We start from the raw sequence: 24,280 nt of genomic DNA on the forward strand, positions 1-24,280 counted from the left end.
GCATGATGAAACCGCTTGCCTTAATCGGGGCGCTGGCGATCGCCAGCGCCCACGTTTGTGCCCAGACTCACGAGGGCTATCCGATCCAGACATCTCCGGCCTCTGGTGGTGAGGGCACCGTACAACAGTCAGACACCAATGCCTACTCGCTTCCCCAGGGCAATCTGTCCATGACCAAACGTCTGGACTTCAGTGTCGGCAACAGTTTCTTCCGGAACCCCTGGGTCGAAGCCCCGGCAAGCACTGACGCCCGTGACGGCCTGGGCCCGCTGTTCAATACCAACTCCTGCCAGGGATGTCATATCAAGGATGGTCGCGGACACCCACCCGGTGTCGACGAGCCGCCGGTCTCCCTGTTTTTGAGACTGGCAGTCCCTGCTGATCCGGAGCTGGACGCGGACATTCTGCGCAAACACGGTTTTAAACCGGCGCCAGTATATGGCAGCCAGCTCCAGACAGCCGCGCTTCCTGCAGCCAAACCAGAGGCTGATTTGATAGTCGAATGGACGCCAGTGAAGGAAACACTCGCGGATGGGACGGTGGTGGAACTGCGCAAGCCCGTGTACCGCATTGAGAACCCAAATTATGGGCCACTGCCCGAGGACCTTCTGGTATCGCCCCGGGTAGCACCGCAGATGATCGGAATGGGTCTGCTGGAAGCCATCCCCATCGAAGATTTGCAAGCCCTCCAAGACACTGATGATGCGGACGGAAACGGCATCTCCGGAAAGCTTAACCAGGTCTGGGATCTGGCAACGGAACAGACAGTGCCCGGTCGATTCGGCTGGAAGGCAGCCGAGCCCGATGTCCACCAGCAAAGCATGGGTGCGTTCGCCGGAGATATGGGACTGACCTCTACTCTGAAACCTAAAACCGACTGCATGCCCGAGCAGAATTGTGAGCGGTTTACCCATGGCGGTGAACCGGAAGTAAGCGACAAGGTCGCCAACTTCGTGACCTTCTACGCCAAGAGTCTGGCAATACCCGCGCGTCGAGATATTGAGTCTGAATCCGTCCGGCAGGGAGCAAGGCTGTTCAACGAAAGTGGCTGCGCTGGCTGCCATACGCCGAGACATCAGACCGGCGAGGTTGCCGATCGCCCGGACCTTAGCAATCAGACTATCTGGCCCTATTCGGATCTGTTGCTGCACGACATGGGTCCTGCCCTGGCCGACGGCCGCGATGAATTCCTGGCCAATGGCAATGAATGGCGAACCCCGCCGCTCTGGGGCATTGGCCTGGCCCAAGTGGTGAATCCGCAAGCCGGGTTCCTGCACGACGGCCGCGCCCGAACTCTGGAAGAAGCCGTGCTCTGGCACGGTGGCGAGGCTCAGGCGGCCGCCGACCGATACCGCCAGATGTCGCCCGAAGATCGATCCGCTCTGATCGATTTCCTGAATTCACTCTGAGGATCAGCCATGCAAGGGATCACCAGACTGCTGTGCACATCTATCCTGACACTAACCTCGCCCCTGGCGTGGGCAAGCGATGCCAACACCCAGGCCCGCCAGCAGTGGTATGAAGGCATTGCGACCGGCTATCAATCGTTGACCACAGAAGCGGGAGAGCTGGCTGAATCCGCCCGTGACTACTGCCAGAATCCAGCCGAGGGAAGCCGGGAACACGTGGAAGCCGCCTGGCTGAATGCCTTCCTGGCCTGGCAGAAGGTGCGCTTAGTCGATTTCGGCCCGGTCGAAAACAACAACCTTTCCTGGCAGTTCCAGTTCTGGCCGGATCCGAAGAATCTGATTGCACGGAAAGCGGCTTACCTGATCGGAAACGACGAACCGATCACCCCGAGCGTGATCAATCAGTCCGGTGTCGCTGTGCAAGGCTTCCCGATGATCGAATATCTGCTGTTCGACCAAGAGTTCAATGCCGGGGAAACTTCACTCCCAGTCGCCCGGACCTGCGAGCTGCTAACGAACGTCGCGGGACACTTGAAAAGCAACAGTGACGCATTGATGGCTGGCTGGCAGGCTTTCAGACCGCACTATCTGGAGACCGAGCAGTACTTCGACACCACTATCCGAGCGGGTATGGCAACACTGGAAATTCTGGAAGAAAGAAGGCTGGCCCAACCCATGGGTCTTCGCGGCAGTAACAAACGCAATCCTTACATCGCGGACGCCTGGCGCAGCGGCAAAAGCCTGCAGACTGTCGCGGCGACTGTCGACGGCCTGAACCGGTACTTTTTACCAGGGCTCGAAATTTCGCTGGAAGCAAAGGGGGCGTCCGACCTGGCAGACCGCATTCGCAAACAATTCAACGAGGTTCAGCAGAACTTTCCCGGAGCCCACCTACCCCTGGCAACGGCTTTGAAAGAAGAAGACCAGTTCCGGGCTCTGCAGAGCCTTTACGTTGATATTTCCCAGTTGACCACGCTGGTGAATGACCAGGCGGCAGTGGCACTTGGCGTAGTACGAGGCTTCAACTCGAGCGATGGCGACTGAGGAACCTGATCCTATGCTTTTGAACCGGAGAGCCCTTCTCAAGGTGTCCATTGCCGGCGGCGTTGCCGTGGGCCTGACCGGCTGTTCCCTGCTGCCCCGAAAAGCGTCAGTCCAACCTGATGGCTATGCCGGCGCCGTCGGGTTCCCGGATGGCAGTTTTGGAGTCAGCGCATTCAACCGCAACGGCCGGATAGTGTGGCAGGCGCCTGTCGATTCCCGCTGCCATAGCGGCTGCAACCGACCGCACCAGCAAGAGACCCTGTTTTTCGAGCGCCGCCCGGGTTGGTCATTCTACGTTTTCGATAGCACTACAGGTGCCCGGAAACACCATATTTCAGCCGAGCCGGGCGAACACTTTGTTGGCCACGGTGTGTTCTCGACCGATGGCCGACGCCTCTACGTCACCGCCAGCCGGTACGATCAGGGCGCGGGGATCATCGCAGTCTACGATGCCGAAAAGGGTTATCGGCGGACAAAAACCTTTGATCTGGCGGGAATCGGCCCCCATGAGCTGACCTTGCACCCCGACGGCGAAACCCTGGTGATCGGTCTCGGAGGCATCCTCACTCACCCGGATTACGACCGCATGAAACTGAATCTGGACACCATGGATCCAGCCCTGGTACTTATGAATCGTCACTCCGGCAAAATCGTTGGCCGTTTCAGGCCGCCCCACCACCAGCAAAGCGCCCGCCATGTCAGCGTCAGCGGCGATGGCCGCGTGTATGTGGCCTATCAGCACCAGGGCCCACTCTACGAAACGCCGCCTTTGTTGGCACGTCTTGAAGAGGGAACTTTGCGGGAATACCGGTTCGATGAGGATACCCGGACAGCGTTGGCCAACTACATCTCCAGCGTGGTTGCGCATCCGGAAAACGACCTCGTGGCTGCGGCTTCGCCGATTGGTGGAACGGCCATTATCTTTCGGGGCAAGACCGGTGAGCTGGTCAGCCGCGCACACATCGCCGATTGCGCGGGCATCCAGACCCTTGCCGGAGGGGATTTTCTTGTTTCCTCCGGACGGGGAAAACTTATCCGGCTCGGCGCCGGCAAACCCGCCAGAGAACTCGCAGATCTATCCGTTCACTGGGACCACCATCTGGTCTGATCGCTCGCAGTTGCCGTAATCCGGACTTAAGGATACCGCGCCACACTGGTATCCTTTCGACACATTTTCCGGAGGATAGCGGTTTGCCTGAGAGCGGAAAGGACACCATCGAACAACTTTATGGCCTGATTGCCAACGAAGAGGATGCACGGGTCTGTACCGACATCTCCGATGACGCCTGTCGCGAAGTGCCGCGCAATTTCTTTCTGATTCTTGCCAGCAACGTCCTGACCAAACTGGGCGACCTGCTGATCAGTCCCAAAACCGTATTGGCCTGGTTGATGAGCGCCATTGGTGCACCCGCGCTGGTGGCCTGGCTGGTGCCGATCCGGGAATCCGGTTCCCTCGTCCCACAGATGGTCATTGCGGCCTGGGTCCGCCGCAAACCTGTTCGCAAGTGGTTCTGGACTCTTGGAAGCTTCGGACAGGCCGCCAGTGTTGTGGCCATGGCGGCCAGCATCTGGTTTTTCGAGGGGTATGCCGCAGGTTCCGGGATCATTGCAGCCCTCATTGTATTTTCCCTCGCCCGTGGATTCTGCTCCGTATCCATGAAAGATGTACAGGGCAAATGCATCCCGAAAACCCGCCGGGGAAGGCTCGGCGGGCTCGCCTCCACCATTGGCGGCACCGCCACCGTTGTGTTGACCGCGCTGCTGTTCTGGGAACGCGGCGACCCCACCCTCGCCTTTTACACCGTATTATTACTTCTGGCCGCGGCACTCTGGGTGATCGCCGGCCTGCTGTTTGCCGGAGTGGAAGAATACGACGGTGAAACCGGTGGCGGCGGAAATGCCATCAACGAGGCATTTCGAAGCCTGTCCCTGCTCCGGGATGACGTTCCGTTCCGGAACTTCGTGATTACCCGGGCCCTGCTGCTCAGCTCGGCACTGGCTTCACCCTATTTGGTCGTACTGGCACAGAAAGAATCCGACATTGGCTGGATGTTGGGCGTTTTCCTGCTGGCCAGCAGCCTCGCCAGCTCGCTCAGTGCCAGCTTCTGGGGCTGGGCTGCAGACACCTCCAGTCGGAGAGTCATGATCCGTGGGGCGGCAATGGCCAGCGGTGTGTGCCTGATCGTCGGCTTCACCGCGCTGTTTATCGGGACGGAAATCGGCAGCGTCTGGTTTTACCCGATTGCGTTTTTCGTACTGAGCATTGCCCATGCGGGCGTCAGGCTGGGGCGTAAAACCTATCTGGTGGACATGGCAGGGGGCAACAAGCGTACCGATTACACGGCGGTGAGCAACACGGTCATCGGTGTTCTGCTGCTTGTTACCGGCGGCCTCACCGCCCTCGTGTCAATGATCTCAGAAGTGGCGGTCATCATCGTTCTGGGCCTGATGGGGCTGGCTGGGATGTTCAGTGCCATGGGGCTGAAGGAAGTGACCGAAGACTGATAACGGTCGCCCGTTCAGGAGGGCGCCTTGCCGTCATTCAGGGCCAGAGCCCCTTTCACGATCCGGTAGATGATCCAGATAGAAATACCAAGGAGAATAAACCATCCGATGATGATCGGCGTGGTCACTATGCCAATCACGGTCCAGAGCAGGCCGATCCAGAAGGTGCGAATCTGCCAGCGGAAGTGCCGCTCCACCCAGGTATTACGGACGTCGTCCAGTTTGACGTAATTGATGATCACGCCCACCAGACCGGTAATGCCTCCTACGAAAAACGACAGCGCCTGAAGGATGTAGACCACCACCGCCAGGTTACGCGCCGGATCACTTCGGCGGGAGGCGGGGTCCGTGTCGGCAGGAATAAACTCCGGTTCAGCCAAGACAAGTCTCCTATTGATCTATTAATCGGAGTCTACCACAGCCCCCGTGGCCGAAAATCCCGCCGCGGTCAGTGATTGTCCGGACGGTAGCCCAGGCGGAAACCGCCCCAATGCTTGCCATTCACATAAATAGGTACGGAGAGATCATGCATGATTTCGCCGGTATCCCTGCGATAGGTTTGCAAAAGCATGTTCTCGGTGTGCGTGCCACAACGAATGCCCGTTCGGTCGTTGAACAGCCGCTTGCTCCGGCTCTTGACCAGATCCACCTTCGGATCTCCGGTCGGTGCGTGGGCGAAATCCCTGTTGTGGGTCGGTACATACCCGTCAGGCGCAGCGGCTATGGCAAAGACAATGGCCTCATGGGCGTTTTTCACCTGCTCCTGGATGGTCGGCAGGTATTGATCGGTAAATTTGTCAAAGCTGCTTGAGTACTTTGGCGGGTGCGTGTTCGGGATGGGAGTCCGGCTCTTGTCGAACAGCGCGCTTTCTGAGAGCTTGCCATCCCGGATTGCCTGCTCGAACATCTGGCCGATCTGGTCAGCGCCCGCTCTGGCCTGATCGAAGAACGGCCGGTGATAACTGGCTTCGCTGTTCAGGGCAAATGAAGCATTGGCTTTTTCCGCAAGCTCCATCAAAGTAGCAGCCTGCTCCGCCAGCGAGGAAACGCTGGTATCGCTCTCGGAAATCTGGTCACGCACCGTTTCAATGGCGGAGAACACCTGGGCCAGACTCTGCTCGTTGTTCTGATCTATTTCGGCTATCCGGGCAACCTGCTGCTGGACCCGATCAGATTGTTCGCCGATCTGTTCCAGACGCTCACCCACGCTTTCCACAGACGTCAGGCCCTCCTCAATGCTGCGGGCAAGATCTTCAATGCGGGATACAATCAGTGTGGTATCGGACCGTATTTCCTCGAGGGTTTCCGCCACTTCTCCCGTTGCCTGAGCGGTTCGCCCCGCCAGTTGGCGCACTTCATCGGCCACCACTGCAAACCCGCGACCCTGGTCACCTGCCCTGGCCGCTTCGATGGCGGCATTGAGTGCAAGCAGGTTGGTCTGCTCGGCAATGCCCTGAATCGTGGTAGTCACACCCTGGATTTTGTTGGACTTTTCGTTCAGTTCCTGGATCAGCCGGAGGTTTTCCCCGGACTGCTCGTGCACAGCCCGCACGCTCCCGATGGCCGACATCAGGGCTTCACGACCCTCGGTACTCACCTGCTTGTTCTGCAGCGCCATGGTGGCTGCATCGGTCGCCTGTTCCGAGGATTCCCGAACAGTCTCGGTGATCTGGCCGGCGTAATCGGCCATTTGCGCGGTCTCTTCAACCTGGCGGTCCAGCCGGAGCTTCAGTTGGTCGGCGGCAAAAGACACCTGGGCCGCAGAGATAGCGTTCTTATCAGCGCTCCCAGACAGAGTTTTCACCAAAGCGCGCCCCGCCCTGGCCTCGGCAAGCAATTGGCGGCATTGAGCCTGCAGCGGATGATCGGCGGCCAGAGTGCCGTCATTCAGAGCCTGAAGGCCCCGCTCCGTTGGCTCCAACACCCTGACAATGAGGAAGCCGCCAGCAGTCACCAGGCCGACGACGAGCCCGATCAGAATCGACGCAGGTTCCAGGCCTAACAAAGGTGCCACCACTGCAGAGACGACTGCAAGAACAACGGCAACCGCCAACCCCCATAGAAGTGAAGCCCGATCCAGTAAGCCCATAGAAACCTCTTCTTTTTCGTTGCTTCTGCAAACATTTTGTTATTAAAGGCCATTGTGGAGACTAAAGAATTGACGTGAGTTAATAACTGATACTTTAGTGTATTTATCATGCTCATCGGCTGGGCTTGAATTTTCTTTATCAATTTCAATCGACGACACTCGCCGCAGTTCATGCACTGCAATAATTTGTTCTCAGTTCTGTCACGGTGATGAACCCAATCTGTCATCAAATTTAACGACACTTTTGGTCTATCCGGCTTAAACGAAACGGCCGGAAAATCCAAGCATTTCATTTGCGATCAAGTCGTTAAACAAGGAGAGAAAAATGGGACATCACCCAGTAGAAGACAGTAACAGAAGCGGTAACCGCCCATTCGATGATATCGTCAAAACACGCCTTTCTCGTCGCCGCCTGCTTACCGGAACCGCATCAGCAGCCACCGTTGGCGTCCTTGGCTCCTTGGCTCTGACAGGTTGCGGCGGAAGCAGCAGTTCAGGCACATCTACAACTCCATCTACCGCAGTTACAATGAACCCCGAGCAACTCGACTTTAAAGCGGTGGCCGGAGGAATCGAAGACCGAGTTATTCTTCCAGCTGGTTACAAAGCTGACGTGCTCTACGCTAAAGGCGATCCGCTTTTTTCCGGACTCGCAGATTTCAAGAATGATGGCACTGACGTGGATTACGATAGCCGCTCCGGCGATGAGCATGACGGCATGCATTTCTTTGGCATGGATTCCAGCGGCAAATATGACCCAGAGTCATCAGACCGTGGCATTCTAGTGCTGAACCATGAAAACTTGGAAGACGCCACTTTACACGAGACCCCAACCGCCAAAGAAGATGCCATCGCCGCTAACAACCTCCAAGAACTGAAGAAAATCGTTGATCGTGAGATGAATGGCCATGGCGTGTCTTGCGTCGAAATTCGAAAGGACAACGGCAAATGGTCCGTTGTTCTCGACTCTCCCTACAATCGCCGTCTCACCGTCTTCACTGAAATGGATATGCGTGGTCCGGTTGCTGGCGAAGATTTCGTCAAAACCAAACTGACGCCTACAGGCACCACTCGTTACGGTACTATGAACAATTGTGCAAACGGCTATACTCCTTGGGGAACTTACCTGGCCGCCGAGGAAAACTGGTACGCCTATTTCCAGGTGGGCAACGTTGACAACCTCTCCGAAAAACACCGAGGCTGGCTTGCACGTTACGGAATAGAAGGCGCTGGTTGGTCATATCGGCAGTGGGATAGAGTGCCGGGAGATCAGTATAAGCGTTTTGGTGTCGAGACCTCCGGCGCCACCGCCCTAGAGGACTTCCGCCATGAGCCGAACCTGCACGGCTACGTAACCGAAGTTGATCCATTCCGCCCTACTCAAAAGCCGAGAGTACGCACCGGCTTTGGTCGATTCTCCCACGAAGGAGCTTGGGTTGCTCCGGTGCAAGAAGGTGCTCCCATCGTTATCTACACCGGCGATGACTCTCGGCGTGAGTATATGTACAAATTTGTATCAAAGGCTGCCTGGTCAGAGGCGGATCGTAACGGCGGGCTTTCTGCAGGAGACAAGTACCTGGATGAAGGTACGCTTTACGTCGCAGTATTCAATGACGATGGCACTGGCGCCTGGAAAGCGCTATCTACTGCCAACATGGATCTGGCTGGCACGCATTCATACGATGATAATGGAACGGTCTACCAGTACAACTTTGCCTCTGACGCAGAGGTTCTTGCAAGTGCTCGCCTGGCGGCCGATGTGGTAGGCGCAACGCCTATGGATCGGCCAGAATGGGCAACGGTGCACCCTAACACTGGCGACGTTTATCTGACCCTGACCAATGGCAATTCCAGCAATCGACCTTCTACAGATCTGGACGGCGCCAATCCTCGCGCAGTTAACTCAAACGGTCATATAATCCGCTGGCGCGAGGAAGCTGGCGATCATGCAGCAACTTCATTTGAATGGGACATTTTCCTGTTCGGCTCCAGCGCAGACGCGTCCTCTGATTACAACGTATCCGGCTTGACAGCAGATAACGAATTCTCCAGTCCGGACGGGCTGTTCATTGACCCCCGTGGCGTCATTTGGATTCAGACCGACGATGGCTCATCAGGTATCCGCGGCAAAACCAATAATCAGATGCTGGTGGCTATTCCGGGAGAAGTTGGCGATGGTGAAAGCGTCACAGTCACGACCTCTGACGGCAATGGCCAGGAGTCTATCCAGACTTTTGTCGGCGGAAATGCAGAGGCTGTTCAATTGAAGCGCTTTCTGGTCGGACCAAATGGCTGTGAGATCACAGGAATCAGTATGACTGCTGATGCCCGCTCGCTTTTTATCAATATTCAGCACCCAGGAGAGGGCGGTTCAGAAGAAGATTTCAACCGAAACGTGAGCACTTGGCCGGCAACTTCCGGTGACGCTACAGCCTTCGGTGAGGCAGACAATCGCCCCCGCTCGGCCACTATCGTCATATACCGCGAGGACGGTGGAGAAATCGCAATTTAATCGAACAACATCGTTCATTGACCGCCCAGTTTGGCCAGCAAAAGACGCTGGCCAAACTGCCTAAGCGGCGACAACCTCTCTTATTATTGAGTCATTTCCTCGTGACTTTCTTCAATTGCATCACCCGTTTCCTCGGCGGCATCGGCCATGGCTTCACCGGCTTCCTCGGCGCCTTCCTCTAACTCGCCCATGGCACTTTCATCCTGTCCGGTCGCTTCTTCCACGGTTTCCTCGGTGGAATCGGCCGCGTCCTCCATTATATCTCCGGCGTTATCCGCAGCCTGCTCAACATCCACCCCTTCGTTGTCTTCGGAGCTGCAGGCAGCCAGGCCGAGTGTAAGAAACATCAGAAGCGCACTCAGTGTGAGCTTGTTCATACCATATCCCTCTGTTGGTAAGTATTTACAACGGCGCACAGATTACGGCCGGGGCAGACATCGAAGCAATTACCGGGCGATTACCCTTTCGTTAACCAGCGTTTTCGGAGAGCACCTGGCCATTGATGGTAATGACGTGATCAAACGGGAGCATGGTGCCGCGCCCGAGCAGCAGAAAATCCTGACCGGCCCGGCTAAAGAGATCGCGGATCACATCATGAACAAGACAGATCTGGCCCGCGCTGTCGCGGTAGACCACCTCGGTAAGCCTGCCAGAGGATAGGTACTCACGCAGCATCCCCTGGACAGAGCATGAGGCAATAGCAGAAGAAGGGTTAGTCATGGCTGATTCTTCCTTGTGATCAAGCTCTTCTTGTCTAAATCAGTCTGGCCCAGAAACCCGCTTTCTGCCAAAGAAATGCCATTTGTCATTTCGAGCCAAGGTTGTTTTTGAATCTGGACGGCCGTTGCATTGCTCGATTGTCCGACATAAATTGCAGGTACGAGCACCGAACGGGAGAAAACAATGAACGCCAAAACCCAAGACAACCTGCAATCACATCAGATCACATCACCTGTCGAAGAAGACGCCAATGGCAACTGGAAAGACCCGAAACGCTACATGTGGCTGCTTGGTCCCGCCCTGCCGGGAATCGGGCTTGCCGCGCTGACCGGCTACGCACTGGCCCCGAGAAAACTGAAAGCACTGGCCTGGACCGGCCCTGCTCTGGTGCATGGAATCATTCCCGCCCTTGACCGTGCGATTGGTGAGGATCAAAGCAACCCTCCAGAATCCGCGGTGAAGACACTGGAGCAGGACAAGTACTACGACCGGATTGTGAAGGCGTTTATTCCCACCCAGTACGCCATGACTTTCATGGGTGCCTGGCTTGCCAGCCGCAAAAGCACACCGCTGGACGACAAGGTAGGACTGACGCTGACGGTCGGCGCCATCAACGGTGTGGGCATCAACACGGCCCACGAACTCGGCCACAAGTCGAACAGACTGAACAAGTTGCTGGCGATGGCAGCCCTGGCGCCCACTGGCTACACCCACTTTGTTGTTGAGCATAACTTCGGCCATCACAAGCGGGTGGCAACGCCGGAGGATCCGGCCAGCAGCCGCATGGGTGAGAGTTTCTGGAAATTCCTGCCGCGTACGGTGCTTGGCGGTATCAAATCATCCATCAAGATCGAGAAGGCAAGGCTTGCTCGCAAAGGCAAGGGTTTCTGGAGCCTGGACAACGAGCTTCTTCAGGGCTGGGCCATGAGCGCTGGCTTCTTTGGTGCGACGACGCTGGCCTGCGGCCCGAGAGCGGTTCCGTTCCTCGCAGCGCAAGCGGTATACGGTGCCAGCCTGCTGGAAAGCGTGAACTACATTGAACACTATGGCCTGCTGCGCCAGAAGGACAAGCACGGCAAGTACGAGCGAACCCAACCGGAACACAGCTGGAACAGCAATCACATTGTGACCAATCTGTTCCTGTATCAACTGCAGCGGCATTCAGACCATCACGCTCACCCTCAGCGCAGCTTCCAGGCTCTGAGGCATTTCGAGAAGGCGCCACAGTTACCCGGTGGTTATGCCTCGATGCTCTTGCCGGCGTACCTGCCCCAGTGGTGGTATGAAACCATGGATAAGCGGGTGATTGATCATTACGAGGGGGATCTGAGTAAAATCAATTGGGATCCGGATCGGAAGGAGGAGCTGATGGCCAAGTATTCGGATTATGCTGCGGAGGTAGCGGCTGAAGCGAAGGCTCGTCGCGAACCCGGGAATTCCGAGGCCGCCTGAAGTCTTGCCCCCAAGCCTTGACGTTATAGAGCATGCAGCCAACCGGAGTCTTCCTTCCGGGAGACGCCGTGAACCCATCCATGGGGGCTTGATCGCAGCATCCCTGCTGCTCACACTCCCGGAAGGAAGACTCCGGTCGGCTGCCCATAATTCTGATGAATTCGCCAGCTTCTTTTAGCCCCTAGAGCCCGTGTTTCCCGAGGAAATTTAGAAGTCACTTGCCTTTAAAAACAGCTTCGCGCCGTTCCAGGAAAGACTGGATTCCCTCTTTTACGTCCTCGCTGGCCATGACCGGCTGCAGATCCGGGAACAAACGCTGTTTCGCAGCCTCCTGTCCCTCGCTGACAGCGATCTTCGAGGATTTCAGACTGCCTTGCACACCCAACGGTGCAGCCTTGGCAATTTTTTCAGCGATTTCCAACGCAACGTTAAACTGCTCGCCGGGTTCCACCAGTTCCTGAATCAACCCCCACTGATACGCCTGATCGGCGGTCCACTCATCGCCAGTCAGAAGGTAACGCTGGGCATTGCCCCAGCCGATTTCACGCTGGAGGCGGATGGTGGCACCACCGCAGGCAAAGATGCCGCGTTTGACTTCCAGTTGGGCAAAGCGAGTGCCTTTGGCCGCGACGCGCACGTCGGTGTTGAGCATCATCTCAACGCCGCAGGTGAAGCAGATGCCCTGGGCGGCGAAGACCACGGGTTTGGTCAGCGCCTGACCGGTAATGTGGAAGGGATCCAGTTCGCCCTCACCCGGTTCAATGCCCTTGCCGTTGGCAAACACACCCGCCCAGTCGTCCAGTTGCAGGCCGCTGGTGAAGTGGTCGCCCTCGGCGTACATCAGCCCGACCCGTAGCTCCGGGTCGTTTTCCAGCTGGTGGTAGGCCGCCGCAATCTGGTGGTACATCTCGCGGTTCATGGCGTTCATTTTTTCCGGGCGGTTCAGCCCGATCAGCAAGATGTGATTTTTCTTCTCAACATTTACCAGAGCCATCAGAACCACTCCGATTTCATGTTCAGGCAGGTATCGTCCTGATTGCGCAGCAGCACCAGATCCTGAGCCACGGTTGGCAATTCCCAGTGGAAGAAGTATTGGGCCGCCTGCAGTTTGCCCTGGTAGAAATTGCGTTCATCATCGGTATTCGCGGAACCCAGGGCATGGGAGGCGGCATTGGCCTGGCGCAGCCACATCCAGGCAACAATGATGTGCCCGAACAGGTGCAGATAGCAGGAGGCGTTGGCCAGGGTCTTGTCGGGATCCCCTTCCATGAGGGATTTACCCAAACTCTGGGTGACTTTCACGGCCTGCTGCAGGGTTTCACTCAGGGACAGGGCCCACTGCTGGCAGCGATCGGTAGTGGCTGCCTGTAGATCCACCTGCATTTCCTGCATCAGCAGTTGCAGACCGTGGCTCTGATCCTGCCAGATCTTCCGGCCCAGCAGGTCGAGGGCCTGGATGCCGTTGGTGCCCTCGTGAATCGGATTCAGGCGATTGTCGCGCCAGCACTGCTCCACCGGGTATTCCCGGGTATAGCCTGCGCCACCGTATACCTGGATGGCCAGGTCATTGGCCCTGGGGCCGTATTCAGAGGGCCAGGCCTTGATGACCGGGGTGAGCAGGTCCAGCAGCTTGCCGGCTTCCTGGCGCTTCTGTTCCTCCGGGTGGGTGTGCTGATCATCCATCAGTCGGGCGCCATACAGGCAAAGGGCCAGACCACCCTCGCTGTAGGCTTTCTGGGCAAGCAGCATGCGCCGCACGTCGGCGTGATCGATGATGGGCACCTGGGGTGATTCGGGATCCTTCTCGCTGGCCTTGCGCCCCTGCAGACGGTCCTTGGCGTATTCGAGGCTGTGCATGTAGCCCCGATAGCCGATTACGGCAGCGCCAAAACCGACACCAACCCGCGCCTCATTCATCATCTGGAACATATACTTCAGGCCCTGATGAGGCTCGCCAACCAGGTAGCCGTGACAGGGGGCGTCGTCACCGAAACTCAGTGCAGTAGACGTGGTTCCCCGGTAGCCCAGCTTGTGAATCAGGCCAGCGAGGCTGACGCCGTTGCGTTCAGTGGGATTGCCTTCATCATCCACCAGAAACTTGGGCACGATGAACAGGGAGATACCTTTCACGCCCGCCGGCGCGCCTTTGATCTTGGCCAGCACCATGTGAACGATGTTGTCAGTGATGGACTGCTCGCCGCCGGAGATATAAATCTTCGCGCCCTTGATCAGATAGTGCCCCTCATCTGTGGGCGACGCCGATGTCCGGATATCCGCAAGAGAGGAACCAGCGTGGGGCTCGGTCAGGGCCATGGTGCCGCTGAAACGACCGCTGAGCATGTTCGGAAGAAAGGTGGTTTTCTGCTGTTCGTTGCCGAAAACCCGGATGAGGTTGGCGGCAGCTGTGGTCAGAAATGGGTAACCCGCGGTGCCGGGGTTGGCAGCTGTGAAGAAACCATTGCAGGCGGCCATGACCGATTCAGGCAACTGCATGCCACCCAGTTCATAGTCGTAACGTCCTGCGATAAAGCCGGCCTGCGCATAGGCGTCGAAGGCTTCCTTCACCTGCGGCAGCATCTCGACCTGGCCGTTGACGAACTTTGGTTCGTCCTTGTCGGCGGCGCTGTTATGGGTGGCAAACTTTTCCCGGGCCATCTTGTCGGCGGTTTCGATGACGGCATCGAAGGTGTCGCGGTTGTGTTCGCTGAAGCGCTCGCGGGTGGTGAGGTTTTCGGTATCGAGGACTTCGTAGAGCTGGAACGCCAGGTCGCGGCGGTCGATCAGGGTGTCGGTCATGCTTGGTCTCCTGTTTGTTGTCGACAGCCTCTCACAACTGGTTTTTTCTGGGAACCGGCGTTTATGACATAATTGTGGTGAATCTCGCCATTTCAGGCTGGATACCTGATCGGCAGGTGTTCGCCGGCGGGGCCTGGAATGAGCTGCCCCCAGCCAGCGACAATAGCGACCTCGTGATTATCCCAACCATTGGTGGGCCCATTGATGTCGTTCTGGCCGGAAATGCAGAGCTCATCGACTGGCTCAGCGCCTTTCGGTCCTCTGGCAGCAGTCAGGTTCGGGTGGCCAGTAACTGTACCGGTGCGTTCATGCTCGCCGAAGCGGGGCTGCTGGATGGTCGGCAGGCGACGACGCATTGGGGCTTCAGTCATCAGTTCCGGCAGCGTTTCCCGGCAGTGAACCTGCAGCCGGACAAACTGGTGACAGTGGACGGCGACATTGCCTGTGCCGGGGGCGGGATGGCCTGGTGGGATCTCGGGATTTATCTGGTGGAACGGTATGCCGGTGCTCAGGTAGCGCGGGAGCTGGCGAAGGCGTTTGTGATTGACGCGGGGCGGACCAGCCAGGCGCCTTACAGTGCCCTGCAGGCCCGGCGCTACCATTCCGATGCTGCCATTCTGAAATTACAGGACTGGCTGGATAACCATTACAGCGAACCTGCCACTCTTGAGCGGCTGGCCTCGTTAAGCGGATTAACGGAGCGTTCTCTGATTCGCCGATTCAAGGCGGCAACCGGCGGCACGCCTACCGGGTACCTGCAGCTTCTGCGTATTGAGGTTGCACGTCAGCATTTGGAGAAATCGCGGTTACCGATTGATGAAATTACCCAGTCGGTGGGGTATGAAGACGTGAGTTCGTTCACCCGCCTGTTCCGCAAACATACCGGGCTTTCTCCGGGGGCCTACCGCTCGCGCTTTGTCAGGTAATGGTGGTACTGGCCGACTGGCCCGGGTTATGCATCGGTTTTCAATGAAGGCCATTGTCAGGCCCTAAGCGTAAAGAATACCGACAGGTGTCACTATGGGGAGGTCCGCCATGAACGCACCGATCAGACAAAGCCAGGCAGACATTCTTAGCAAGCTGTACGACATGAAGCGAAAGCAGATCGAGCAGGCGCTGCTGCAGGGAAACAGCCTTCGCTGTCAGGTACTTGAAGCGGAAGCTGAGGCGATTTCAAACGCATTAAAGGCCGTTCGTTAGCGACTGACCTCAAACAGCCCCTGACTGCCATTTCTCGTCACCTGTTGCCGTTTTTTGCGGGCTTCAGAGCGCTGTATGCATGGAACCCATCAGCACCCGGTTCTTCAGCTTGGTAAAGCCGAGATCGGGAGGTATCAAGCAGGTTGGGATAATTGCCACTCGCGGGGTGCTCTCTCGGAATATTTATCGGGAGTATATACTTGATTAATGGCAAGTTGACTTGACCTTCCCGACGGGCCACGTATCATCAGATTTCAAGTTTGACTGACGGAGCAACCATGACCGCAAGGTCCTTCGGCTGCAAAAACATTATCCGCCCTCCTGTTACCGCCGACATCGCGCTGCACCGGGGACGTCTTCCGTACTTTCCGGACCCGCCCGCTCCCTGCTGATCCACCTCACCGCTCCCTCCGTAAAGGCACCGGAACACGTTATGCAAGGACAGCGGCAGGATACTAGACTCAGGCAAACACGCCTCTGATACTCACTTAAAAGAAAGCCAATAACGAGGTTGCGATGTCGCTACCGCTGGTTGTTTTACTGCCCTTTCTGGGCGCCCTGGCCGCTCCCCTGTTCGCCCAGGGTGGGCGAACGGCGATCGCCATAGCGTCAGCAGTTCCCGCACTAATTGGCCTGGCGGCCCTGTTTCCCCAATGGCAGACCCTTGCTGATGGCGGTGTGGTCCTGCATAGCTACGAATGGCTACCGGCCCTCGGCCTGTCCTTCAGCTTCAGGCTGGACGGGCTCTCGCTACTGTTTACCCTGCTGATCCTGATAATCGGGTTACTGATTATTCTCTACGCCCGTTATTACCTGAAAGCCCACGAGAACGTCGGCAAGTTCTACGCGCTGTTACTGTGCTTCAAGGGCTCGATGCTGGGCATTGTACTTTCCAGTAACCTGCTGCTGATGATGATTTTCTGGGAACTGACCAGCCTGACGTCATTCCTGCTGATCAGCTTCTGGACCCACAAGCAGGATGCGCGGCGTGGAGCCCGTATGGCGCTGGCAGTGACCGGCGGCGGAGGCCTGGCCCTGCTGGCTGGCGTGCTCATCCTCGGTAACATTGTTGGCAGCTTTGAGCTGGATGATGTTCTGGCAGCCGGTGATCAGATCAAGGCACATGCGATGTATCCCGTTGTCCTGACTCTTGTTCTGCTGGGCGCTTTCACCAAATCGGCGCAGTTCCCGTTCCATTTCTGGCTGCCCCATGCCATGCAGGCTCCAACACCGGTTTCAGCTTACCTGCACTCAGCGACAATGGTGAAAGCCGGAATATTTCTTATGGCCCGGCTTTATCCCGCCCTGGCAGGCACGGAACAGTGGTTCTACATGGTCAGCTTTACCGGCATGTTCACCATGCTTCTGGGCGCCTACAGCGCCATGTTCAAGCACGATCTGAAAGGACTGCTGGCCTACTCAACAGTAAGCCAACTGGGCCTTATCACCCTGCTGTTGGGCATGGGCACCCAGCTTGCGGCTGTCGCAGGCATTTTTCACGTGATCAACCACGCCACTTTCAAGGCGTCCCTGTTCATGGCTGCAGGTATCATCGACCATGAAACCGGCACCCGGGACATGCGCCGGATCAATGGCTTGTGGCGCTACATGCCACATACCGCCACCCTCGCCATCGTGGCCGCTTCATCCATGGCAGGCGTTCCACTGCTGAACGGTTTCCTGAGCAAGGAGATGTTCTTTGCAGAATCGCTGGAGCTGAATCTGCCCGGGCTCTGGGCCTGGCTCCCTCCGGTTGTGGCAACACTGGCGGGAATCATCACAGTGGCTTACTCCGCGCGCTTTATTCACGACGTTTTCTTCAATGGCAAGCCCATTGATCTTCCGGTCTATCCTCCGCACGAGCCACCCCGTTACATGAAAATCCCGGCCGAAATTCTCGTGTTTGCATTGATTATGATTGGCATATTTCCGGCCATTTCAGTCGGCCCGTTACTCTACATGGCGGCATCAGCCACTTTTGGCGGTGATGTGCCTGAGTATCATCTCACGCCGTTCCACGGCATTAACCTGCCGCTGATGATGAGCTTCATAGCTTTCGCCGGCGGGTTGCTGATGTACAGTCAGCGCCAGCGCTTTTTCGACTTCCATGCCCGCTTTCGCGAAATCGACGAGAAGGCCGTGTTCGAGACAGTCGTTTCCCGGTTGGTGGATGCCGCCAACCGGTTCACGGCACTGCTGGAAACCGGCTCACTCCAGCGCTATAACATGCTGCTTTTGGTAAGTGTGATCGCCGTGACTGCCATGCCTCTGATCAGCCTCGGAATTTTCGTGGGCGAGCTCGGCCTCAGTCCGGTGGACTGGCCCACCGGTATCACGGCGGGGGTTCTTATCCTCTGCGCCTTTGCCACTGCCGTAATGCACCGGGAACGCTTTTACGCGCTGGTGCTACTGAGTGTGGTCGGCCTGATTGTGGCGCTGGCATTCGCCCGCTTCTCGGCCCCTGATCTCGCTATGACCCAATTATCTGTGGAAGTGGTAACCATTGTTCTGCTGATGCTCGCGTTGTACTACATGCCGTCCTGGACGCCCTTTGAAACACCGATGAAGCGACGTGTCAGGGATATGGTCATAGCGGGTTTGGCTGGTACTGGTATGACATTCGCGACTCTCGCCATGCTGACCCAGCCCTTCAGTTCCATTTCGGATTTCTTCCTGCAGAACAGCAAACCGGGCGCGGGCGGCACCAACGTAGTGAACGTAATACTCGTGGACTTCCGTGGTTTTGATACCCTCGGCGAGATCACCGTTCTGGCAATTGCGGCCCTGGGGATTTACGCCATGCTCAAGCACACCGCCCTGACACCCCCACCGGGCGATGGTCAGGGCCATGCCTGGACACGGGATTCCCATCCGCTGATGTTGCGCCAGATAGCCCGTCCGATGCTGCCTTTGGCGCTGATGGTTTCGGTGTTCATTTTCCTCCGGGGCCACAATCTGCCGGGTGGCGGCTTCATTGCCGGCCTGATCACGTCGGTCGCACTGATTCTCCAGTACATTGCAAGTGGCATAGTCTGGACCCAGGACCGGTTACCGTTCCGCTATCACAACATCATCGGACTGGGGCTGCTGTTTGCGGTCATCACCGGTGCCGGCAGCCTCGCCTTTGGTTACCCGTTCCTAACCTCCACCTTCGGCTACATTACCTGGCCCGTGGTCGGCAAGTTTGAGGTGGCTTCGGCCATGATGTTTGATCTGGGTGTTTACCTCACCGTCATCGGCGCCACCATGCTTGCCCTGGTAAGCATAGGCCGGCTGTCACCTCACTCCGCCATCAAAAGCAAAAAGGAGGGCGGGTAATGGAGCTCGTTTTCGCACTGGCTATTGGCGCCCTGACAGCTTCCGGGGTTTACCTCCTGTTACGGGGCAGAACCTTTCCTGTAGTGGTAGGCCTGACCCTGCTTTCCTATGGGGTGAACCTGTTCCTGTTCTCCAGCGGTCGGCTGGCTACCGGGCAGCAGCCGATCCTCGGCACGGCTGAAAACTACACCGATCCCTTGCCCCAGGCACTGGTTCTGACGGCCATTGTCATCGGATTTGCCATGACTGCATTCGTCGTGGTGCTGTCCCTGAAAAGCCTGGCGGATAACGATGACGATCACGTGGATGGACGGAAACCCTACAGATCGCCGGCACCCGAGGAAGAAGAGGAGGAAAACAGTAAATGAATCACTGGCTTTCCGCTCCTATCCTGATTCCCCTGCTTGGCGGTATTCTGCAGGCCCTCATTGGTTACGCGCCAATCAGCCTGCGCCGGACACTGGCACTGGCAACCACCGTGCTGATGCTGGTGTCAGCCATTGTCCTGCTGGCCCTGGCAGATGATGGCAGTTACCGGATCTATGCATTTGGTAACTGGCAGCCACCTTTCGGCATCGTTCTGGTTCTGGACCGCCTGGCGGCCCTGATGCTGATCCTGACGGCCGGACTCGCACTGTTCTGCCACCTTTATGCCATCGGAGGCGCCGACGAGGACAACCGCCAGTTCCACGCGCTCTTCCTGTTCCAGCTGATGGGTCTGAACATTGCCTTCCTTACCGGGGACCTGTTTAACCTGTTTGTTGCCTTCGAGGTGCTGCTCATTGCCTCCTATGGCCTGCTGATGCACGGGGGAGGAACCGCAAGGACCGTTCCCGGGCTGCATTATGTGGTGCTGAACCTGGTGGGTTCCGCCGTGTTCCTGATCAGTGTCGGCATGATCTACAGCGTGACCGGAACCCTGAACATGGCCGATCTCGCACTGGAGGTTCGCCGTCTTTCCGGCGCGGACCTCAACCTGGTGAAAGCCGGTGGCATGATGTTGCTGGTGGTGTTTGGCCTGAAAGCCGCCGTCCTGCCGCTGTGCTTCTGGCTGCCCCGGGCCTACTCCAAGGCTACGGCTCCGGTGGCTGCCCTGTTCGCAGTCATGACCAAAGTCGGAGTTTATGCCATCTTGCGGGTCTACCTGCTGATATTTGGCGATGACGCCGGCCAGCTCGCCAACCTGGGCATGGACTGGCTGTTCCCGATTGCCCTGCTCACCCTGGCAATGGGGGTCATTGGCGCCCTGGGCGCCGGGACACTGAAAACTCTGGTTGCCTGGCAGGTGATCATTTCCGTGGGCACCCTACTTGCCCCGGTTTCACTCGGCTCTGAAGCAGGACTGTCCGCAGCGCTGTTCTATCTTCTGAGCACAACCTGGACCGTGGGGGGGCTGTTCCTCGTTTCGGAGCTGATTGCCAATCAGCGCGGAAGCGCCCGCGATCGGATCGTTACTGCCCCAGCCATGCGGAACCGGACCTTTCTGAGCGTTCTGTTCCTGATAGGAGCCGTCGCTGCCGCCGGTCTGCCGCCACTGAGCGGATTCTTTGGCAAGGTACTGATTCTCAAGGCTGTTGAATCAGGACCTGAAATGGCCTGGCTCTGGTCCGTGCTTCTGGTTGGCAGTTTCCTCACGGTCATCGCCTACAGCCGCGCCGGCAGCATCGTTTTCTGGCGCACGATTGATGGCCACCTGGAAACTCCCGATCCGCTGAATGGCCGGGTTTCAGTCGCCGCAGGTGCCCTGGCCGCCTTGGCGATTGCCATGGTAGTTCTGGCGGGGCCAATCACCCGCTACACTGACGCAACGGCGGCACAACTGCACAACTCTGCTGCCTACATCGAAATCCTGCAGATCCCCATGGTCGAGGAGGATCACTGATGCTTGATCGACTGAGTTTTCCACAACCCTGGCTGAGCCTGCTCCTGTTCACCACCTGGCAGCTGCTCAGTGATGGCGTTTCCGGGGCCAGCGTGGTCATGGGGCTGATTCTGGCCTGGCTGATTCCCCAACTGACCCAGGGTTTCTGGCCCGAACGGCCGGCCTTCGTCAAAGCCTGGCGTATGCCGGCTTATCTGGTGCTGGTAATCAGGGACATCATCGTTGCCAGTTTCTCGGTGGCGCGCCTGATCCTGAGCCCGCGCCAGCCGAGACCGGTGTTTGTCTGCTATCCGCTGCAGCTTCAGCACCCCCTGGCCATTTCCATGCTCGCCAGCACCATTTCGCTTACCCCCGGCACCGTCAGTGCGGATATCAGCGATGACAGTAAAACCCTGCTGATTCATGCCCTGGATGCGGGCAGCGACCAGGAGGTTATTGATGCAATACACGACCGCTACGAGAAGCGCTTGATGGAGATGTTCCAATGATCACGATCACCCTTTACATCACCATAGGCATGGTCGTTCTGGCGGCCCTGCTCAACGTTTACCGGCTGATCAAAGGGCCGGATGCGCCCGATCGGGTGCTGGCGCTGGACACGCTCTATATCAATGCCATCGCGCTGATTATCCTGCTTGGCATCACCCTGGGAACCCGCATGTACCTGGAGGCGGCATTGCTCATCGCAGTCATGGGTTTTGTCGGCACCGTGGCCATGGCCAAATACCTGAAGCGGGGTAGTGTCATTGAATAGTACCGGTCTCAACCACCCAGCTCGCGGAGGACATCGACCATGAGCCTGATCGCGGAAACCATCATCTCGGCCATGCTGCTTTTGGGCGGGGCGTTCACCCTGGTCGGAGCCATTGGTCTGGCGCGGCTGCCGGATTTCTTTACCCGTCTTCACGGGCCCACCAAGGCTACGACTCTCGGCGCTGGTGCCATCGTGATCGGTTCGATGATTTTCTTCAGCATCAGCGGCAAGGGGGTGGAAGTATCAGAAATTCTCATCACCGTGTTTCTGTTCATGACGGCGCCGGTCAGTGCCAACATTCTTGCCAAAGCGGCCATGCATATCGGCGTAAGGACAATGGAGGAAACAAAGGGCAAGCCCTGGGACCAGTGATACGGCATTACCGCTGCCCGCCCGGAATTTTGTCATTGGACTGGAAGAATTTTGCCGTATAGTAGCCTCCCCAACCTATTCAAGGAGCCCGGCATATGCTGAAAGTAAATGAATATTTCGACGGCAAGGCAAAATCCATCGCCTTCCAGACCTCCACTCTGCCCGCCACGGTCGGTGTGATCAGTCCGGGCGAGTATGAGTTCGGCACCAGCAAGAAAGAAACCATGACGGTGATCAGCGGCGCCCTGACGGTCCTGCTCCCGGGCATGGAAGAGTGGATGACCTACGGAGCGGGCGAGAGTTTTGATGTAGCGGGCCAGGCCAGCTTCAAGGCAAAGACCGACATCGACACGGCTTACCTCTGCACCTACGAGTAATATCCCCGCCCCTGACGGGCGCGTCCGCAGAGCGAAACGGACTTCGCACCTAAGCCACCGTTCGCTCTGCATTTTTTCACTATTACCGGTTCCTGTTTCAGCCAAACTGTGTCAGATTTATCCCTGTTTCTCGCGATAACACCAACAACTGGGAAAGAGGACACACGTAATGGCACAGACACGCATTCTACCCCCGGCTGAAAACGCCTATGAGTACCCGCTGCTGATCAAACGACTCCTGCTCTCGGGCCCCAGGTACAATCCAGACCAGGAAATTGTCTACTCCAACCGCAGCAAGTACACCTATACGGATCTCGTCGAACGCATTCACCGCCTGGCAAACGCATTGACCGATGCCGGCGTGAAACCGGGCGATACCGTTGCGGTCATGGACTGGGATACCCCCCGGTACCTGGAGTGCTTCTTTGCCATTCCGATGATTGGCGCCATTCTGCACACGGTCAATATCCGGTTGTCCCCGGAGCAGATTGTTTACACCATGAATCACGCCGAGGATGACGTGGTGCTGGTTCACGACGATTTCCTCCCGATCATTGAGGCGGTCAAAGACGAGATCAAAACGGTCAAGACCTGGATTCAGCTCACCGACAGCGATGCCGCCCAAAAGGCACCGGTTGACGCTATCGGAGAGTATGAGAGCCTGCTCGCCAGGGCTGGTGACAAGTTCGACTTCCCGGACTTCGACGAAAACAGCGTGGCAACCACCTTCTACACCACGGGTACCACCGGCAATCCGAAGGGTGTCTACTTCAGTCACCGCCAGCTGGTTCTGCACACCCTGGCCATGACAGGCACCGTGGCGTCATTCGATGAGATGCCACTCATGCGCTCCTCGTCGGTTTACATGCCGGTAACGCCCATGTTCCACGTGCATGCCTGGGGTGTGCCCTATGCCGCCACCATGATGGGCATCAAACAGGTCTACCCTGGCCGCTATGAGCCGGAGCTGCTGGTCGACCTGCTCAAGGAACACAAAGTGACCTTCTCCCATTGCGTGCCCACCATCATGCAGATGATGATGGCCACGGAGTCCATCAAGACCGCGGATCTGAGCAACTGGCACGTGCTGATCGGCGGCAGCGCACTGACCAAAGGCCTGTGCGATGCGGCGGCCAGGCTCGGCATCAAGATGTACTCAGCATACGGCATGTCTGAGACCTGCCCGCTGCTCTGCGCTTCGCACCTCAAGCCCGAAGACCTGGAACTGCCTCTTGAGCAGCAGACTGCGATCCGGGTAAAGACCGGCATTGCCACGCCCATGGTTGAGCTGGAAATCGTGGACCCCGACGGCAACCCGGTTCCCCATGATGGCGAGGCCAAGGGAGAGATCGTGGCCCGCGCGCCATGGCTGACCCAGGGTTACTTCAAGGAGCCCGAGAAAGGCGAACAGCTCTGGGAAGGTGGCTGGCTACACACCGGCGACGTAGCTTCCATGGAGCCGGACAACACCATCACCATCAAGGATCGCATCAAGGACGTGATCAAAACCGGTGGTGAGTGGCTGTCTTCACTGGATCTGGAAAACCTGATCAGCCAGCATTCCGCTGTCGCCGGTGCTGCAGTGGTTGGCGTGCCCGATGAGAAATGGGGCGAACGCCCGCATGCTCTAGTCACCCTGAAGCCGGGCGAGCAAGCCAGTGCAGAGGATATCCAGAACCATCTGAAGCAGTTTGTGGAAAGCGGCGAGATCAATAAATGGGCGATCCCGGAGCATATTGATTTCGTGGAAGATATTCCGAAGACCAGTGTTGGCAAGATCAACAAGAAACTGATTCGGGATCAGTTGCAGTAATCAGTGAGGCGTTTGGGAAGGGGCCAGATGACACACC

The 24,280-nt window shown here is 57.5% G+C and carries 22 protein-coding genes; 16 read left to right on the forward strand and 6 right to left on the reverse strand.

Annotated elements, in window-relative coordinates:
- Positions 1-2: 2 nt before the first annotated feature.
- The 4 genes from AC13E3_RS22640 (at position 3) to AC13E3_RS22655 (ending at position 4,958) form a co-directional block, all read left to right on the forward strand.
- Positions 3-1,409 (forward strand): di-heme oxidoreductase family protein, encoded by a 1,407-nt coding sequence (locus tag AC13E3_RS22640; RefSeq protein ID WP_053112746.1) that lies wholly within the window; start codon positions 3-5, stop codon positions 1,407-1,409.
- 9 nt (positions 1,410-1,418) lie between these two features.
- Positions 1,419-2,453, forward strand: a complete 1,035-nt coding sequence (locus tag AC13E3_RS22645) for an imelysin family protein (RefSeq protein WP_053112747.1) — start codon at positions 1,419-1,421, stop codon at positions 2,451-2,453.
- A 13-nt stretch (positions 2,454-2,466) separates the two neighbouring features.
- Entirely contained in the window at positions 2,467-3,561 is a 1,095-nt protein-coding gene (locus AC13E3_RS22650; RefSeq protein WP_053112748.1) for a DUF1513 domain-containing protein, read from the forward strand.
- An 83-nt stretch (positions 3,562-3,644) separates the two neighbouring features.
- Complete coding sequence (locus AC13E3_RS22655; RefSeq protein WP_053112749.1) at positions 3,645-4,958, forward strand: MFS transporter; 1,314 nt, start codon at positions 3,645-3,647, stop codon at positions 4,956-4,958.
- A gap of 14 nt (positions 4,959-4,972) precedes the next feature.
- Here AC13E3_RS22655 and AC13E3_RS22660 read toward each other — a convergent pair whose 3' ends face one another.
- Both AC13E3_RS22660 and AC13E3_RS22665 read right to left on the reverse strand, forming a co-directional pair.
- Positions 4,973-5,338, reverse strand: coding sequence for a DUF4870 family protein (locus AC13E3_RS22660; protein WP_053112750.1), 366 nt, complete (start codon positions 5,336-5,338; stop codon positions 4,973-4,975).
- Between the two features lie 68 nt (positions 5,339-5,406).
- Positions 5,407-7,047 carry a methyl-accepting chemotaxis protein gene (locus tag AC13E3_RS22665; protein WP_405420932.1) on the reverse strand — a complete coding sequence of 547 codons (1,641 nt, stop codon included), beginning with the start codon at positions 7,045-7,047 and terminating at the stop codon, positions 5,407-5,409.
- A gap of 325 nt (positions 7,048-7,372) precedes the next feature.
- On the opposite strand from AC13E3_RS22665, the gene AC13E3_RS22670 reads away from it, so the two are divergent.
- Entirely contained in the window at positions 7,373-9,559 is a 2,187-nt protein-coding gene (locus tag AC13E3_RS22670; protein ID WP_405420935.1) for a PhoX family protein, read from the forward strand.
- An 83-nt stretch (positions 9,560-9,642) separates the two neighbouring features.
- Here the strand turns inward: AC13E3_RS22670 and AC13E3_RS22675 are convergent, their stop codons facing one another.
- Together AC13E3_RS22675 and AC13E3_RS22680 are read right to left on the reverse strand one after the other, a co-directional pair.
- Positions 9,643-9,936: a hypothetical protein gene (locus AC13E3_RS22675; protein ID WP_405420938.1), complete on the reverse strand. Its 294-nt coding sequence runs from the start codon at positions 9,934-9,936 to the stop codon at positions 9,643-9,645.
- A 91-nt stretch (positions 9,937-10,027) separates the two neighbouring features.
- Positions 10,028-10,279 carry a hypothetical protein gene (locus AC13E3_RS22680; RefSeq protein WP_288365144.1) on the reverse strand — a complete coding sequence of 84 codons (252 nt, stop codon included), beginning with the start codon at positions 10,277-10,279 and terminating at the stop codon, positions 10,028-10,030.
- A gap of 183 nt (positions 10,280-10,462) precedes the next feature.
- Between AC13E3_RS22680 and AC13E3_RS22685 the strand changes: the two genes are divergently transcribed.
- On the forward strand, positions 10,463-11,731 hold the full coding sequence (locus AC13E3_RS22685; RefSeq protein ID WP_405420941.1) for an alkane 1-monooxygenase: 1,269 nt from the start codon (positions 10,463-10,465) through the stop codon (positions 11,729-11,731).
- A gap of 214 nt (positions 11,732-11,945) precedes the next feature.
- Here the strand turns inward: AC13E3_RS22685 and AC13E3_RS22690 are convergent, their stop codons facing one another.
- The gene (locus AC13E3_RS22690; RefSeq protein ID WP_273084270.1) at positions 11,946-12,725 is read right to left on the reverse strand and encodes a crotonase/enoyl-CoA hydratase family protein; all 780 of its coding nucleotides are present in this window, start codon (positions 12,723-12,725) and stop codon (positions 11,946-11,948) included.
- Positions 12,725-14,527 (reverse strand): acyl-CoA dehydrogenase, encoded by a 1,803-nt coding sequence (locus AC13E3_RS22695; protein WP_482902579.1) that lies wholly within the window; start codon positions 14,525-14,527, stop codon positions 12,725-12,727. Before AC13E3_RS22695 ends, AC13E3_RS22690 begins: the two co-directional genes overlap by 1 nt.
- A gap of 68 nt (positions 14,528-14,595) precedes the next feature.
- Here AC13E3_RS22695 and AC13E3_RS22700 point away from each other — a divergent pair, with 68 nt between their 5' ends.
- The 10 genes from AC13E3_RS22700 (at position 14,596) to AC13E3_RS22745 (ending at position 24,243) form a co-directional block, all read left to right on the forward strand.
- The gene (locus tag AC13E3_RS22700; protein WP_482902625.1) at positions 14,596-15,453 is read left to right on the forward strand and encodes a GlxA family transcriptional regulator; all 858 of its coding nucleotides are present in this window, start codon (positions 14,596-14,598) and stop codon (positions 15,451-15,453) included.
- A 109-nt stretch (positions 15,454-15,562) separates the two neighbouring features.
- On the forward strand, positions 15,563-15,727 hold the full coding sequence (locus AC13E3_RS22705) for a hypothetical protein (RefSeq protein WP_482902580.1): 165 nt from the start codon (positions 15,563-15,565) through the stop codon (positions 15,725-15,727).
- A 516-nt stretch (positions 15,728-16,243) separates the two neighbouring features.
- The gene (locus AC13E3_RS22710) at positions 16,244-19,045 is read left to right on the forward strand and encodes a monovalent cation/H+ antiporter subunit A (RefSeq protein WP_482902581.1); all 2,802 of its coding nucleotides are present in this window, start codon (positions 16,244-16,246) and stop codon (positions 19,043-19,045) included.
- On the forward strand, positions 19,045-19,413 hold the full coding sequence (locus AC13E3_RS22715) for a Na+/H+ antiporter subunit C (protein WP_482902582.1): 369 nt from the start codon (positions 19,045-19,047) through the stop codon (positions 19,411-19,413). The genes AC13E3_RS22710 and AC13E3_RS22715 overlap by 1 nt, the downstream gene beginning before the upstream one ends.
- Positions 19,410-20,927, forward strand: coding sequence for a monovalent cation/H+ antiporter subunit D (locus AC13E3_RS22720; RefSeq protein ID WP_482902583.1), 1,518 nt, complete (start codon positions 19,410-19,412; stop codon positions 20,925-20,927). The genes AC13E3_RS22715 and AC13E3_RS22720 overlap by 4 nt, the downstream gene beginning before the upstream one ends.
- Positions 20,927-21,415 carry a Na+/H+ antiporter subunit E gene (locus AC13E3_RS22725; RefSeq protein WP_482902584.1) on the forward strand — a complete coding sequence of 163 codons (489 nt, stop codon included), beginning with the start codon at positions 20,927-20,929 and terminating at the stop codon, positions 21,413-21,415. The genes AC13E3_RS22720 and AC13E3_RS22725 overlap by 1 nt, the downstream gene beginning before the upstream one ends.
- The gene (locus tag AC13E3_RS22730) at positions 21,412-21,681 is read left to right on the forward strand and encodes a K+/H+ antiporter subunit F (protein WP_482902585.1); all 270 of its coding nucleotides are present in this window, start codon (positions 21,412-21,414) and stop codon (positions 21,679-21,681) included. Before AC13E3_RS22725 ends, AC13E3_RS22730 begins: the two co-directional genes overlap by 4 nt.
- Before the next feature lie 39 nt (positions 21,682-21,720).
- Positions 21,721-22,053, forward strand: a complete 333-nt coding sequence (locus AC13E3_RS22735) for a Na+/H+ antiporter subunit G (RefSeq protein WP_482902586.1) — start codon at positions 21,721-21,723, stop codon at positions 22,051-22,053.
- 95 nt (positions 22,054-22,148) lie between these two features.
- Positions 22,149-22,430 (forward strand): pyrimidine/purine nucleoside phosphorylase, encoded by a 282-nt coding sequence (gene ppnP / locus AC13E3_RS22740; protein WP_064228261.1) that lies wholly within the window; start codon positions 22,149-22,151, stop codon positions 22,428-22,430.
- 169 nt (positions 22,431-22,599) lie between these two features.
- Positions 22,600-24,243 carry a fatty acid--CoA ligase gene (locus AC13E3_RS22745; protein ID WP_482902587.1) on the forward strand — a complete coding sequence of 548 codons (1,644 nt, stop codon included), beginning with the start codon at positions 22,600-22,602 and terminating at the stop codon, positions 24,241-24,243.
- Positions 24,244-24,280 lie beyond the last annotated feature (37 nt).

This window comes from Marinobacter sp. L-80, from assembly GCF_056859395.1.

Bases quoted from the DNA above. Each gene is read 5' to 3' on its own strand.
- AC13E3_RS22745 (WP_482902587.1), top strand. From the start codon at position 22,600: ATGGCACAGACACGCATTCTACCCCCGGCTGAAAACGCCTATGAGTAC.
- AC13E3_RS22730 (WP_482902585.1), top strand. From the start codon at position 21,412: ATGATCACGATCACCCTTTACATCACCATAGGCATGGTCGTTCTGGCG.
- AC13E3_RS22735 (WP_482902586.1), top strand. From the start codon at position 21,721: ATGAGCCTGATCGCGGAAACCATCATCTCGGCCATGCTGCTTTTGGGC.
- ppnP (WP_064228261.1), top strand. From the start codon at position 22,149: ATGCTGAAAGTAAATGAATATTTCGACGGCAAGGCAAAATCCATCGCC.
- AC13E3_RS22705 (WP_482902580.1), top strand. From the start codon at position 15,563: ATGAACGCACCGATCAGACAAAGCCAGGCAGACATTCTTAGCAAGCTG.
- AC13E3_RS22680 (WP_288365144.1), bottom strand. From the start codon at position 10,279: ATGACTAACCCTTCTTCTGCTATTGCCTCATGCTCTGTCCAGGGGATG.
- AC13E3_RS22695 (WP_482902579.1), bottom strand. From the start codon at position 14,527: ATGACCGACACCCTGATCGACCGCCGCGACCTGGCGTTCCAGCTCTAC.
- AC13E3_RS22640 (WP_053112746.1), top strand. From the start codon at position 3: ATGATGAAACCGCTTGCCTTAATCGGGGCGCTGGCGATCGCCAGCGCC.
- AC13E3_RS22670 (WP_405420935.1), top strand. From the start codon at position 7,373: ATGGGACATCACCCAGTAGAAGACAGTAACAGAAGCGGTAACCGCCCA.
- AC13E3_RS22685 (WP_405420941.1), top strand. From the start codon at position 10,463: ATGAACGCCAAAACCCAAGACAACCTGCAATCACATCAGATCACATCA.
- AC13E3_RS22645 (WP_053112747.1), top strand. From the start codon at position 1,419: ATGCAAGGGATCACCAGACTGCTGTGCACATCTATCCTGACACTAACC.
- AC13E3_RS22665 (WP_405420932.1), bottom strand. From the start codon at position 7,047: ATGGGCTTACTGGATCGGGCTTCACTTCTATGGGGGTTGGCGGTTGCC.
- AC13E3_RS22715 (WP_482902582.1), top strand. From the start codon at position 19,045: ATGGAGCTCGTTTTCGCACTGGCTATTGGCGCCCTGACAGCTTCCGGG.
- AC13E3_RS22725 (WP_482902584.1), top strand. From the start codon at position 20,927: ATGCTTGATCGACTGAGTTTTCCACAACCCTGGCTGAGCCTGCTCCTG.
- AC13E3_RS22720 (WP_482902583.1), top strand. From the start codon at position 19,410: ATGAATCACTGGCTTTCCGCTCCTATCCTGATTCCCCTGCTTGGCGGT.
- AC13E3_RS22710 (WP_482902581.1), top strand. From the start codon at position 16,244: ATGTCGCTACCGCTGGTTGTTTTACTGCCCTTTCTGGGCGCCCTGGCC.
- AC13E3_RS22690 (WP_273084270.1), bottom strand. From the start codon at position 12,725: ATGGCTCTGGTAAATGTTGAGAAGAAAAATCACATCTTGCTGATCGGG.
- AC13E3_RS22675 (WP_405420938.1), bottom strand. From the start codon at position 9,936: ATGAACAAGCTCACACTGAGTGCGCTTCTGATGTTTCTTACACTCGGC.
- AC13E3_RS22650 (WP_053112748.1), top strand. From the start codon at position 2,467: ATGCTTTTGAACCGGAGAGCCCTTCTCAAGGTGTCCATTGCCGGCGGC.